Origin of the sequence: Flavivirga sp. 57AJ16, from assembly GCF_028736925.1 — a bacterium.
In the GTDB taxonomy this organism is placed as follows: Bacteria; Bacteroidota; Bacteroidia; order Flavobacteriales; family Flavobacteriaceae; genus Flavivirga.
This window is the reverse complement of the sequence record NZ_JAQZAT010000001.1, coordinates 279,429-293,552: the sequence shown is the minus strand read 5'-3', so window position 1 is coordinate 293,552 and position 14,124 is coordinate 279,429. Positions and strand designations below refer to the sequence as shown.

Annotated in this window: 11 protein-coding genes; 7 read left to right on the top strand and 4 right to left on the bottom strand. The window is 33.1% G+C overall.

What is annotated here, in order from left to right; all coding sequences use genetic code 11:
* Window positions 1-130 precede the first annotated feature (130 nt).
* On the bottom strand, window positions 131-3,553 hold the full coding sequence (locus PQO00_RS01245) for a hypothetical protein (RefSeq protein WP_274183001.1): 3,423 nt from the start codon (window positions 3,551-3,553) through the stop codon (window positions 131-133).
* A 311-nt stretch (window positions 3,554-3,864) separates the two neighbouring features.
* Here PQO00_RS01245 and PQO00_RS01240 point away from each other — a divergent pair, with 311 nt between their 5' ends.
* The 3 genes from PQO00_RS01240 (at window position 3,865) to PQO00_RS01230 (ending at window position 7,027) form a co-directional block, all read left to right on the top strand.
* A complete protein-coding gene (locus PQO00_RS01240; RefSeq protein ID WP_274183000.1) occupies window positions 3,865-4,629 on the top strand; it encodes an exodeoxyribonuclease III in 765 nt (254 codons plus the stop codon).
* A gap of 102 nt (window positions 4,630-4,731) precedes the next feature.
* On the top strand, window positions 4,732-5,694 hold the full coding sequence (locus PQO00_RS01235) for an OmpA family protein (RefSeq protein ID WP_274182999.1): 963 nt from the start codon (window positions 4,732-4,734) through the stop codon (window positions 5,692-5,694).
* Between the two features lie 301 nt (window positions 5,695-5,995).
* Window positions 5,996-7,027, top strand: coding sequence for an NADP(H)-dependent aldo-keto reductase (locus PQO00_RS01230; RefSeq protein ID WP_274182998.1), 1,032 nt, complete (start codon window positions 5,996-5,998; stop codon window positions 7,025-7,027).
* Between the two features lie 236 nt (window positions 7,028-7,263).
* On the opposite strand, the gene PQO00_RS01225 is transcribed toward PQO00_RS01230, so the two are convergent.
* A complete protein-coding gene (locus PQO00_RS01225; RefSeq protein WP_274182997.1) occupies window positions 7,264-8,808 on the bottom strand; it encodes a ribonuclease E/G in 1,545 nt (514 codons plus the stop codon).
* Window positions 8,809-9,279: 471 nt separating this feature from the next.
* Window positions 9,280-9,570, bottom strand: a complete 291-nt coding sequence (locus tag PQO00_RS01220) for an HU family DNA-binding protein (RefSeq protein ID WP_019386001.1) — start codon at window positions 9,568-9,570, stop codon at window positions 9,280-9,282.
* A 139-nt stretch (window positions 9,571-9,709) separates the two neighbouring features.
* On the opposite strand from PQO00_RS01220, the gene mutY reads away from it, so the two are divergent.
* From mutY to gldD, 4 genes are all read left to right on the top strand, one after another.
* Window positions 9,710-10,750, top strand: a complete 1,041-nt coding sequence (gene mutY / locus PQO00_RS01215) for an A/G-specific adenine glycosylase (RefSeq protein WP_274182996.1) — start codon at window positions 9,710-9,712, stop codon at window positions 10,748-10,750.
* A 177-nt stretch (window positions 10,751-10,927) separates the two neighbouring features.
* Complete coding sequence (locus tag PQO00_RS01210; protein ID WP_274182995.1) at window positions 10,928-11,377, top strand: single-stranded DNA-binding protein; 450 nt, start codon at window positions 10,928-10,930, stop codon at window positions 11,375-11,377.
* A gap of 26 nt (window positions 11,378-11,403) precedes the next feature.
* Window positions 11,404-12,732 carry a gliding motility-associated protein GldE gene (locus PQO00_RS01205; protein ID WP_274182994.1) on the top strand — a complete coding sequence of 443 codons (1,329 nt, stop codon included), beginning with the start codon at window positions 11,404-11,406 and terminating at the stop codon, window positions 12,730-12,732.
* 45 nt (window positions 12,733-12,777) lie between these two features.
* Window positions 12,778-13,383 (top strand): gliding motility lipoprotein GldD, encoded by a 606-nt coding sequence (gldD, locus tag PQO00_RS01200; protein ID WP_274182993.1) that lies wholly within the window; start codon window positions 12,778-12,780, stop codon window positions 13,381-13,383.
* A 130-nt stretch (window positions 13,384-13,513) separates the two neighbouring features.
* On the opposite strand, the gene PQO00_RS01195 is transcribed toward gldD, so the two are convergent.
* Window positions 13,514-13,912 (bottom strand): heavy-metal-associated domain-containing protein, encoded by a 399-nt coding sequence (locus PQO00_RS01195; protein WP_274182992.1) that lies wholly within the window; start codon window positions 13,910-13,912, stop codon window positions 13,514-13,516.
* Window positions 13,913-14,124 lie beyond the last annotated feature (212 nt).

Below are 14,124 nucleotides of genomic sequence, written 5' to 3'. Positions count from 1 at the left end.
TGGATTTTGCTCCCTCTAACCAGTATAGTATAGGGTGTGGATTCTTGCCTATGTTTATATCAGTTCCATAAGCTGTTGGATTCGTGTAAATTTATGCAATTCGTGTCTTTTTTAGAATTCCTCCAAACAGTTAGAAATAAGCCTTTAATTGAATAGAACCTGTATGTATGGTTTTACTGGTTTCTGTTTTTCTTCCAAAATAACTCAGATTAAGATCAAGAAAAGTAGTTAGTTTTTTTTGAGCCAATAAGGTCCATGTAAAGTTTTTTCCAGGTTGTAAGCCTTCTAACATTTGATAAGCAACAGGGGTGTTTGGGTTACCATTAAAGATATTTGAGAAATAATTAAACTCCCCGTTTATAACATTTTTTTGACTGTTGGCTATAGTAAATGACATACCGTATTTTTGTTGCTTTAAAGACTCTAAGCCACCTATGGTATTGTCTTTGCCTGCATATTGATAAAATACATCAAAACTGGAATTGTCATTAAATAAGTACGATAGTTTTGGATTTAATCGAGCCTCCTCGAAATTGTAATTTTTACTTGCAAAGTTCTCACTAATGCTTTCATTGCTATTAAAAGAAGAAAGGATATTTATCAACCAGCTTTCGGCAAATTTATGGTTAAAATGAATCTGATGACTATTTAAACCGTTTTCAATAAACCCAATTGAAAGTATGTTTCGGGTTGTATTATTAAGATAGGTATATGAGGTTGTATAACGTTGCTTTCCCCTATTTAAAAACAATACATTTCTAAAATTTAATTGCAGGCCTAATTGATTGGCTTTGGTGCTTTTAAAAGGATTAAGGTCAAAGCTATTGCCTTCTCTTTTTATTTTTCTATCAATTAAATAACTGGTTTGATTATAAAAATGTGACCAGAATCTTTTCGATTTATGTTTGCTAACGGTCCATTGAGCAGGGTTAACCGTGAGCGTTTGACTCAATCTGTTTTGATGTGTTTTAATAAAAACCCGATTAGGTAAAAGAACTCTTATGTATTTCCCTTGGTCTTGAAATTGCGCAATTTCAAATTCTTCAAGTTCCTGTATGCCATTTTCATTATAATCGATCCAGGTATAAGTGCCCTGTCCTGCTTCAACTTCAACATAGGTGAAATCCTGTTGTGGCAGTGTGCCCGAATTGGTTTCAAAAATGGTATGCCATTGTACTATTTGTTTAAAAAGTTTTTGATTAAACTGAAGCCTGGAATTTATAGAACGCTCGTTTTCAGCATCATTACCTTCACTTTTTAAAGTTCTATAATTTGCATATAAAGATAGATTGGTATTTTTATTTTGAACCAGTCGCGAATCTAAATAGAAGGTGTTAGAAGTATTCACTTTTTGTAATTCGTTATTTCTTATACTGTCATTTACGCGGTTTTTATATCCTATTTCAGCGAAAACCTGAGTGCTGTCGCCTACGCCAACAAATAGTTCGTAGGATTTAAACTTTTGACTTAAAGGTGTTAATGTTTGCGTTGAAATATCCTTTTGTTCATTATCCTCGATAGCTAATTTAACACCTAACCAACTTTTTTTCATACCGTAGGTAATACGGTTATAAGACCTTAAAAAGGTTGAGGTATTTATGTTGGAATGGGCATTTAAGAAACTGGAATAAGACATCAAGTTGAATTTATTTAGAAGTAAACTAACATTCGTACTATGTCTATTACCGTTAAAATTTTCAGCGTAACCTAAATGTTCAAATTGATAGTCAATAGTTCCTTTTTTAGGATGGAAAATTCGAAAGCCTGAATTTAGCAAAATTTGATCTCCCAAGTTTGTTGCGGTTTGATTTCCTGAAGGGAGACCTAAATTCCAGTCGCGATTAAACTCGGCATTATATAAACGCTCAATAGTTTTAAAATTTTGTTGAATATAATCTGTATTGGCAAAAGCACTTAAATTCCAAAGACTATCATTTTTGATAAGTTTTTGCTCCATATTTAATTTTCCGGCAAAACCATCGTTATCATGATCGTTTAAATTAGAAAATAGGTTTAAATCATTTTTACTGCCAGAAGCTTCAAAACTAATACTCGTTTTTTCTGATGGTTTATAGCTTCCATTTATTACGGCTATTTGAAGTTTGGTAGGAGCTACCAATTGAACTATGGGCGCATAATTTCCCTGGGAAACACCTGCAAACTCATAAATATTATTAATAGCTGTTGTATTGGTTAAAACATAATCCCCCTGGTTGGCCCCCACCTGTGTAAAGGTAACACGGTATAATGTGTCGTCAGGGTTATTGGAAAACACAAAAGCCTCAACACCATCAATAAGTTCTTTTTTATATAAAATTCTATTCTCATTTAAGGCTTCTTGAATTTCAGAAGGTGCTACCATTAAACTTCTATCATCGCCAGCATTAGATAATATCTGGATCTGTTCTTCGGATAGGTTTTGCTGAAGAGGCTGATTTTTTGCATCATTTTCAGAATATACAGAAACGCCAATACTCAGTTTGTCACTTTCAAAGCGTCCCCCGCCATAAGCGACAAAACGCGAATAATTACGTTCGCTAAATTGATAATCGACAGTAATCCTCATTTCGGAAGTTATGGGGTATGTCGCATTAAATATAATTTCGCCCGCATTATAATCTATAATATAATCTTGATCTTCACCACGTTTTACGGCAACACCATTTACATAAACCGTTTCGCTGCCACTCACAACAAGTACAAATAATTCGCCATTTTGCCCTTGTAATTTATAAGGTCCCTGGTTTCCTTCCTGGGCAGTAAACTGACTTCTTGTAAACTGTCCGCGTACAATAGCACCAGAAGCAAATAGATTAGTTTGAGAAGCTTCATCCCCTAATTTGGTATTAACGGACAACCCTTGTACACGCTTGGAAAAGCTTGCGAAATAAGAATCGGTATTTTGTAAATCAATATCACCCGCCCTAATATTCCAACGATCACTGAACAACTCAATAAAAACCTGATCAAATTCATCCAAACGTTGCGAATAGCCACTTTCCTGCAATGGAATATTGGCATCCTGTATAGATGCTCTTAATGATACCTTATCATTAAGTTTTCCAGTTATCTGTAGGTCTAGTTCGCTATTTAAAACCGAATTTTGGTTGTTGCCAATGGTCACACCTCTTGAGATACTTCCCGAAGTTGTTAAGCCATCAAAAGGAACAAAATTTTTAGGATCGCTTGGTTGCGATAGTTTGTACAATTTTTCGAGATTATCATTATTCTCAACAATAATAGTTTCATCTAATTGCTTATAGGTTTTGGTTAAAAAATCGGGAAACCTTAAATAGTCAATAATAATGGAGTCTGTTTCAATAGGTTTTTTAAAAGTAAGGAAGGCTTTGGAAAAATCTACCGAATAGTAAGTAGAATCAATAACAGTATGGTCTTTTCTTTTAATTGAAAACGAACTGGGGTTTATACTAACACTATCAATACGAATAGTATTTTTTACAGCAACCCTTATAGTTTTATAGTTTGAAGCTGGCTCTTGGGTAAATCCACAAAAGCCAATTAAAAATATAAGAATTGATAAAATAAACCTCATGAGATAATTAAACTACAAATAGTTTAAAATATTTTGTTAGTATGATTTGCTAAATCTGCCGTAATAACGAATATAATACCTTTAAAGCAATTTAAAGGCGTCCCAATAAATTTGTCTTTCCCGAGATTTATGCTGAACTAGTTTCAGTAAATAAGAAATCTAGATAAAAATTTATTTTTATTTGATGGTATAAAAGTAGCGTATTATTTATTTTAGCTAGATGGAATGAACATATTTTAAGGATTTTGATACTTGGCAAGATCTTTGCTGTGCAAATGACACCTAACAATTAAAAACAATAACCATATTAGATGAAAATCATATCATATAATGTAAACGGTATTCGAGCGGCCATAAATAAAGGTTTTGTAGATTGGTTGAAAAGCGCAAGCCCCGATGTTATTTGTTTACAAGAAATAAAGGCATTAAAAGAACAGTTGGATTTAAATGTTTTTATCGAAGCGGGGTATAAGTATAACTACTGGTTTAGTGCCCAAAAAAAAGGCTATAGTGGGGTTGCTATTTTAAGTAAAATAAAACCCAACCATGTAGAATATGGTACAGGCATTGAGTCGATGGATTTTGAAGGGCGCAATATACGTGCCGATTTTGACGGTGTATCTGTTATGAGTCTGTACTTACCATCTGGAACCAATGATGCCCGTTTAGATCATAAGTTAGAGTATATGGATCTGTTTCAAGCTTATATAAACAATCTTAAAGAAGAAGTGCCAAATCTTGTTATTTGTGGCGATTATAATATCTGTCATGAAGAAATAGACATTCATAACCCTAAAATGAAAGGCGTGTCTGGGTTTTTACCAGTAGAACGCGAATGGGTAGGAGGTTTTATTAATAGTGGGTTTATAGACTCGTTTAGATATTTAAATACAGATGTTCAGCAATATAGCTGGTGGAGTTATCGTGCTAATGCCCGTGCGAATAATAAAGGTTGGCGATTGGATTACGCCATGGTCGCAGCACCATTACAAGAAAAAATAAAAAGAGCCGTTATACTCTCTGACGCTGTACATAGTGACCATTGCCCAATTTTATTGGAAATTGAAAATAAGTAAACAGTAAACAGTTTGCAGTCGCAGTAAGCAAAAAAAGTATAATTATAGAACTACTGAATACTGAGACTGGATACTCAAATAAATAAGATAATAAATCAAATTATGAAAAAAAACATTTTAATTTTAGTAGTTACTTCATTTTTTTTAATGAATTGTGTGTCACCAAAAATATATAAAGAATTAGAAGATAAATATAGTGCTTTAAAGGAGGAGAACCGAAAGCTTTCTAGCGAAAACGATGCGCTCTTAAGTGCTAAAAATGCCGCAGAAAATGAATTGAAACAAATTCAGAAAGCCTATGATGAAGCTATTCAGGAGCGCGATAAACTACAAGCAGATTATAATGCCACAAAATCCAATTACGATAATCTAAAAAACTCCTACGATGCTTTAGAAAAAAATAGTTCTAGTGCCATAGCAAGAAATTCTAAAAAGAACAGAGAGCTATTGGCACAATTAGAAGCAAAAAAACAAGCATTGGCTGCCGAAAATGCACGTTTAGAAAAACTTAAAAAAGAATTGGAAGACAGATCAAACCGGGTAGCAGAACTAGAGCGGGTTATAGCTTCAAAAGATGCAGCGATGACACATCTAAAAGAGGCTATTTCTAGGGCTTTAACAGATTTTGAAGGCAAAGGTTTAACCGTAGAACAACGCGACGGAAAAGTATATGTGTCCATGGAAAACAAGTTATTATTTAGTTCTGGTAGTTGGGCCGTTGGTAATGAAGGGCGAAGAGCCGTACAACAATTAGGAAATGTGCTTGGTGATAATCCAGATATAGCGGTCTTAATTGAAGGGCATACAGATAATGTACCCTATAAAGGGAACGGTCAATTAAGCGGTAACTGGGATTTATCGACCAAGCGTGCTACAGCTATTGTAAATATATTAAGAGAAAATACGGCCATAAATCCTGAAAATTTAACAGCAGCTGGGCGTGGTGAATTTGCTCCTATTGCTTCAAATGATACGGCAGTAGGCAAAGCAAAAAACAGACGTATTGAGGTGATTTTAACGCCAAAGTTAGATGAATTATCTAAACTGTTAAATGAGGATCAATAATATGACGTCATTTTGAAGAAGGGACGACTGTGACGATCTGTTCGATTGAAGTTAAGATTAATTTAAGAACAAAAGATTTTCACGCTTTTTTCGAAAGCTCAGGATGACGTTTTAGAAGAAGCCTTAACATTATTTTAAACCTTTCAGAATTATTTGATCCTGAAAGGTTTTTTATCTTTGTGCTTCGTCTAAAAAAAACCAAAGGATTTGTCATTCCTGCGAAAGCAGGAATCCACTAGAAAGTCAGAAGTTTCAATTAAAAAGATTCCTGCCTTCGCAGGAATGACAAAAAAAGCTTACTATGAAATACACAACACTACCAAATACCAATATAAAAGTTAGTGAACTTTGCCTAGGTTCCATGACATGGGGAAACCAAAATACAGAAGCCGAGGGGCATGCACAATTAGACTATGCTTTAGATCAAGGTATTAATTTTATAGATACGGCCGAGTTGTACCCAGTGCCAGCAACCGCAGAAACAAGTGGGCGTACTAGCAAAATTATTGGAACTTGGTTACGAAAAACTGGCAATAGGGATAAGGTTGTTTTAGCTTCTAAAATTGCAGGACCAGGAGATTATACAGCGCATATTCGTAAAACAGGATTCAGCCCCAATGCCATTAAAGAAGCTATAGATTTAGAGCTAAAAAGATTGCAAACAGATTATATAGATTTATATCAATTACATTGGCCAGAGCGAGATACAAATCGATTTGGTGTTAGAAATTATGAGCATGATAGTAATTGGAAAGACAATTTTAATGAAATCCTTCATAGTTTAGATAATGCCATAAAAGAAGGGAAAATAAGGAATATTGGTGTTTCTAATGAGAATTCATGGGGAACCATGCGTTATTTGGAAGAATCTAAAAAGCACGATTTACCCAAAGTGATAACTATTCAGAATGCTTACTCTATGTTGACCAGAACATTTGAGACGGATCTCGCAGAAGTAGCTTTGAGAGAAGGTGTAGGCTTGCTGGCATATTCACCCATGGCATTTGGAGTGCTTTCCGGGAAATACATTAAAGGTAAAGCGGCCGCTAATGCAAGACTCAAATTATTTCCAAGGTTTGCTAGATATAGTGGAAAACAGGCAGCAGATGCCACAAGGGCTTACTTGAAAATAGCTGAAGATCATGGTTTGTCATTGGCACAAATGTCGCTAGCATTTGTAACCCAACAGCCCTTTGTTACCAGCACTATAATTGGAGCCACCAATTTAGCGCAGCTCAAAGAAAATATAGGTAGTATTAACATAAAGCTGAGTGACGAGGTGTTGAATCAAATTAACGAACAGCATTCAATAATGCCTAACCCGGCACCATAATGAAATGTGTTTAACGAGAGTTCGATGTAAGCATAACATTATTGAACAGGCTATCAATAATTTAATCCAGGTTGTCTGGTTGAGTACTTCGGTAAACTCAGCACAGGCTCTGTCGAAACCTATTTAAATAGCAGGTTTTAATGGTCTTTCGACTTTTAATGAATACTTATCAATATCATGAACCTTTTTAATTCAAAATAAAAAAGCCTTACTAAATAAATAGTAAGGCTTTTAAATTATTTAATTTGATTACCATCTTTATCAAAAAAATGATATTCTAAATATGTGTAAGCATCTCTTGGTAAAACTTTGACCCATTTTTTGTGTTCAAAAAACCATTTTGAACGTATCGATGGAAAACCTTTTGTTAAAAAGGCTGCTATAAAAGGATGTGTGTTTAAAGTCAACTTTTTATAGTCTTTTTTTAATAGTTGTTCAAGATCGTGTGTTACTTTTTGCACCAATCCTATGGGTGCTTCAACCTCAGAACCATTTAAGCCGTTAGGGTTTTCCTCTCGGGTTTTAATGTTCATTTCTGGGCGAACACGTTGTCTTGTTATTTGTATCAATCCAAATTTACTAGGAGGCAATATTTTGTGTTTTGCTCTGTCATCTTTCATTTCATCACGAAGATGGTTAAATAATTTTTGCCTGTTTTCTGCATTTGTCATATCAATAAAATCTACTACTATAATGCCTCCCATATCACGTAAACGTAATTGACGGGCCATTTCGGTAGCAGCTATTAGATTAACTTCTAATGCTGTATCTTCTTGGTTATTGGCTTTATTGGATCTGTTTCCGCTGTTTACATCTATAACATGTAGAGCCTCGGTGTGTTCAATAACGAGATATGCCCCTTTTGCCATAGAAACGGTTTTGCCAAAGGAAGTTTTTATTTGTCTTTCAATTCCAAATTTTTCAAAAATTGGAACTTTAGACTGATACAATTTTACTATTGATTCTTTTTTTGGTGCAATTTCCTGCACATAATCTTTAATTTGAATGTAAAGCTCTTCATCATCAACATAAATACTTGTAAAGGTATCATTGAATATGTCTCGTAAAATAGACGAGGCCTTATTCATTTCTCCTAGTACTTTACTTGGATGATGTGCTTTGTGTAGCTTTTTACACATTGCCGTCCAACGACTAAGCAAATTTTGTAAATCTTTATCTAGTTCAGCTACTTTTCTGCCTTGTGCTACGGTGCGTACAATAATACCGAAACCTGGTGGAGTTATACTCTTTACCAATCGTTTTAATCGGTCTTTTTCTTCTTTGTCTTCTATTTTTTGAGAAATAGAAATACGGCTGGAAAAAGGAACTAAAACAATATATCTACCAGCAATAGAAAGCTCTGAGCTTATTCTAGGGCCTTTTGTAGATATGGGTTCTTTAACTATTTGTACCAATAGCGATTGATTAGATTTTAAGGCGTCGACAATTTTGCCGTCTTTCTCAATATCTTTTTCAAATGGAAAGTCTTTTAAAGAAAAATCTTTTAATTTACCTGTGCTTACACGTTTTGTGAATTTTAAAAGGGAAGGTAGTTTTGGTCCTAAATCGTGATAATGCAAAAATGCATCCTTCTCGTAACCTACATTAACAAATGCAGCATTCAGGCCAGGAACGGCTTTTCTTATCTTGGCTATAAACACATCACCAACAGAAAAGTCATTACTATCTTCTTCCTTTTGTAATTCAATAAGTTTTCCATCTTTTAATAAGGCAAAATCAACATTGTCGGAACTAGATCGAATAATCAATTCTTTATCCATTTAGTTAATTTTTATCCATACTTTCTAGCTTTACAGTACTTGTTAGCAGTTCACAGTTTTAATACTATAAACTAAAAACCAATAACTAAAAACCAAGTTGTACAGATGGATTATACATTATTTTTTAACTGATAATAAAAATTGTTTCCTATTACCAGATAGAATGCCTTAATTAATGTTAGTTATTCAAGACTAACTTTAGCTAAGACATTTCACAGGATTTTTAAATCCGTGGAGTTCATAAAACGCTAAAAAAGTTTAATATTTTTAATGAACTCATTTCAAAGAACTTTGTTGTTTCTAAAACCAAAAGAAGTAGTTAATCTAACTACTTCTTTGATTTATTTTTTCTTTTTATGACGGTTAGCGCGTCTTCGTTTTTTACGCTTATGCGTTGCAACCTTATGTCTTTTACGTTTTTTACCACTTGGCATAAATACTGTCTTTAAATTAATAATTTATTTTAATGCTTTATTTAACGTCTACATTTGTTTTAACGCCTTCAACAAAAACTTTTGCTGGCTTAAATGCAGGAATATTATGAGCAGGTATTTTTATGGTTGTATTTTTAGAAATATTTCTACCAGTTTTTTCGGCTCTTGTTTTTATAATGAAGCTTCCAAAACCTCTTAAGTACACATTATCGCCACTTTCTAAAGAAGTTTTTACTTCTTCCATAAATGTTTCAACAGTTGCTTGAACATCTCCTTTTTCAATTCCTAATTTTTCAGAAATTTTTGCTACTAAATCAGCCTTCGTCATTTTAATTTTTTATTTTTTTAGGTTACTATCAATTTCGAGGGATGCAAATATAGGAATTTAATATTCAATATTTCAAACCTAATTCATTAAAATTTAAGATTATAAACGTTTATTTTTGTGTGCTATATATATTCAATAAATGATATTTTCAGAAATTTTAATTCGCTGGTATTCAAATAATAAGCGTGAGCTTCCTTGGAGACAAACAAAAAATCCTTACTGTATATGGTTATCGGAAATTATTTTGCAACAAACACAAGTTAATCAAGGGCTTCCATATTATATCTCATTTATTGAAAAGTTTCCTTCGGTTTTTGACCTTGCTAGGGCAGATGAAAGTGATGTACTTAAATTATGGCAGGGATTGGGATATTACTCACGAGCCAGGAATTTACATACCGCGGCTAAATATATTGTAAAAGAATTAAAAGGAGCGTTCCCTAATAATTATAAAGACTTGCTAAAGTTAAAAGGAGTAGGCGATTATACAGCAAGTGCCATAGCGTCTATCTGTTTTAACGAGGTTGCTGCAGTTGTTGATGGGAATGTTTATAGGGTATTGTCGAGGTATTTTGGAATTGACACACCTATAAATTCTTCAAAAGGAGCAAAAGAGTTTAAAGCACTGGCCCAAGAATTAATCGATAAAAAAAAACCAGCAGATTTTAACCAGGCTATTATGGAGTTTGGAGCCATGCAATGTAAGCCCCAAAATCCCGATTGCAATGTATGCCCTTTTAATAAAGGGTGCATGGCTTTCAATAAAAATATAATAAATGAATTACCAGTTAAGATTAAATCCGCAAAAGCGAAAAACAAGTATTTTAATTTTTTGGTATTTATTTCAGAAGATGGGAAGACTGTTTTAGAAAAAAGAAAGGGTAAGGGTATTTGGCAAAATCTATATCAATTCCCTTTAATTGAAACCAAAACGAACGTAGATATAAATACTTTGAAGCCTCTTATTAAGGAGCACAACTTAATAAAAGGGATGTCGTTTAAATTAGCCCTATATAATAAAGACGTTGTTGTACATAAATTGTCCCATCAGCATTTACACACCAAATTTTGGATTGTAAATGTAAATAGACTTTTGGATCAAGGTATTTCAACAAATGAAATACATCATTATGCAGTACCCATTCTAATAGGAAATTTTATTGAAGCTTTTAATTTTTAAAAATGATCTTCAAACACCTTGGTATTTAAGGGGTCTGCAAAAATTGTCTTGGGAAATCACAATATTGGTGAATTTTTTATTTTTGATTAGTTTGGATGGGACAGTCATATTTTTTTATTAATTTTAAAGAAATGAAATGCAATATTGTAATTTTGCGTTCAAAAGCAAATAATAATTATGTCTGGAACATTGAATAAAGTCATGCTGATTGGGCATTTAGGAGATGAAGTAAAAATGCATTACTTTGAAGGAGGCGGCTGTATTGGCCGGTTTCCTTTGGCCACAAATGAAACGTATACAAATAAACAAACCAACGAGCGTGTTACAAATACAGAATGGCACAACATTGTTGTTAGAAATAAAGGGGCTGAAATATGTGAAAAGTATTTAAGTAAAGGCGATAAGGTGTATGTTGAAGGTAGGTTAAAAACCAGAAAATGGCAAGACGATAGTGGCAATGAAAGATATTCTACAGAGGTACAGTGTCACGATTTTACATTTCTTTCAACCAAAAAGGAGAGTGAAAATAATGCAGTGGCTAATAAGCCCGCAACTCAAACCCCTGCTGCCAACCAGCCATCAAATAGTGAGCCTGTTGGAGAAGAAAACGATGATCTTCCATTTTAATTTAAGTTAAACCAAAAAGAGAATATTTGGATCCTGACCCCCCGAGTTTTAAGTCTTTATTAATTGCAATTGATTTTTCAGTTGTTATTGGTTTTGTCCTGTTGTTTTTGCTTTTAGTTTGTTCCGCTCTTATTTCAGGAGCAGAAGTGGCTTTATTTTCTCTTAATAGAAATGATATTGATGAACGTTTAGAGGCGAAATCTAAACGCATAGAAATTATATCAAAATTATTAGAACGTCCAAAAAAATTATTGGCTACTATATTAGTTGCAAATAATTTTATAAATATAGCCATTGTTATTTTGTTTGCCTTTTTAGGTGAGATTATTTTTGACAAGATAGATGTGGTTTTTGATCTGTATTTTTTCAAAATAAGTTTCAAATTCCTTTTGGAAGTTATACTTGTAACATTTCTAATTTTACTTTTTGGTGAAATCTTACCTAAAATTTATGCCAGTAGAAATAATGTGAAATTTGCTTCTTTTATGGCATATCCTCTTAAAGTTCTTGATTTGTTATTGTCTCCGGTAAGTTTGCCTATGCGGAGCGTCACACTAACGATTCATAATAAATTAGGAAAACAAAAATCTAATTTAAGTGTTGACCAGCTTTCTCAAGCTTTAGAGTTAACAAGTGAAGAAGATACCACCAAAGAAGAGCATAAAATATTACAGGGCATTGTGTCTTTTGGCAATACAGATACGAAACAGGTGATGCGCCCTCGAATAGATATCTTTGCGTTAAATATAGAGCAAAAGTATACAGAGATCATGCCCGAAATAATTTCTAATGGCTATTCCAGAATTCCTGTTTATAAGGATAATGTAGATACTATTAAAGGGATTCTTTATGTAAAGGATTTATTGCCCTATATAGATAGAAAACAGTTTGATTGGGCAAGCTTAATACGAGAGCCTTTCTTTGTACCTGAAAATAAGAAGTTAGATGATTTAATGGTTGAGTTTCAAGAAAAAAAAGTACATTTAGCTGTTGTGGTAGATGAATATGGCGGTACTTCCGGTTTGATTTCCTTGGAAGATATTATTGAAGAAATTGTGGGGGATATAAGCGATGAATTTGATGATGAGGACTTGATGTATTCCAAGCTAGATGATAATAATTTTGTTTTTGAAGGAAAGACGGCCTTAAAAGATTTTTATAAAGTTATTCGAGTTGAAGATGAGACTGTTTTTGAAGAGAATAAAGGAGAAGCGGAAACCATTGCAGGTTTTGTATTGGAAATATCTGGAAGTTTTCCGAAACTAAATAGTAAAATAAATTTTAAAAATTACGTTTTCACAATAGAAGCTTTGGACAAGAAGAGAATTAAACTTGTGAAATTTACAATAACCTAATCTTTTATAAAAGACGGAATATTGTCACTGCAAACTAAGCACTATATGATTTTAAAGCCAGCTTTCCATTTTTTATTAAAAATCTCCTTAATCATAGGGGGTTTGATGTTTGTGTCGTGTGGAGAAGATTATGTGCCAAAGCCAAAAGGGTATTTAAGATTAGATTACCCCAGAGCAAAATATATAGAAGCCAAGGTCGATGCCCCTTTTACTTTTGAAAGAAATATGTTGGCTAGCAAAATTAACTCAAAAAGTGTTGTTGCTACAACTAAAAGCTACGGTCTAAATTTAGAATATCCAACCATGAAGGGAACGATTTTTTTAACATACAAGGCTATTGAAAATGATAAAAAAAACTTAATGAGTTTTTTACGTGATGCCAGAAAATTTACAGAAAAACATATGGCAAAAGCAGATGAAATTCCTGAGTATCCATATGTTGATAAAGAAAAGAAGGTGTTTGGGAGTTTTGTTGAAGTTAAAGGAAATGTAGCATCACCCGCACAGTTTTATGTAACCGATAGTGTAAATCACTTTTTAACAGGTTCCTTATATTTTTATGCAAAGCCTAATTACGATTCGATTTTGCCTGCAGCCGATTATTTACAAAAAGACATCAAGCATATTATGGAAACCATTGAATGGAAATAAAAAACTTCCAGATTTATAAAACCTGGAAGCTTAACGGGACTGTTTTTATAAGGCATTTTTTTATAGTTAAAAACCCCCTTGTTTTTCTTTTCTTGGAATTTAGTGCCTCGTGACCTTACCTTGAGGTCATTTATTGTGCAGCATCTTTTTCTGAAAAGACATTAACAGTTTTCATGTTGCTAACTTTATAAATATCGGCGACTTTTGTAACAGTTTCTTCAAGAGAAGTAGGGGTTACTTTAACGTCGTTATATTCAACCATGGCAAGTTTTCTGTCAAAATCTACAGTAGCAGATTTCACACCTTCCATTTTTGCAATTTTTTTCTCTATGGTTTTTGCGCATCCAATAGCACATGTCATACCCTCAATAGTAAATTCAGCTTTAGCATAAGTGGCATTTGGATCCAGTTTTTTATAAGCCTCGTTAGCAATTTCTATAGTTTTTACTTCTGGCTTTGTTTCATTTTTGCAACTAATAGTCATGAATGCTATCATTGCTATGCCCATAATATTTTTTAATGTATTCATTATTTTGTAAGTATTAATTTATTTACAAAACTACTAAATAAAGCTGTTTATTGTATTAAAAAACAAAATTTTGTGATTACTAAAGTTGATTTGAAGGAATGGCATTAAGCCCAGATTAAGTATTAGAAAATCAAAAATAACAAAGTATATTAAATAATACGGAATTCAAAAAATGTTGTACCCATGTACAGAAACCTGTAAAAACAACAAAT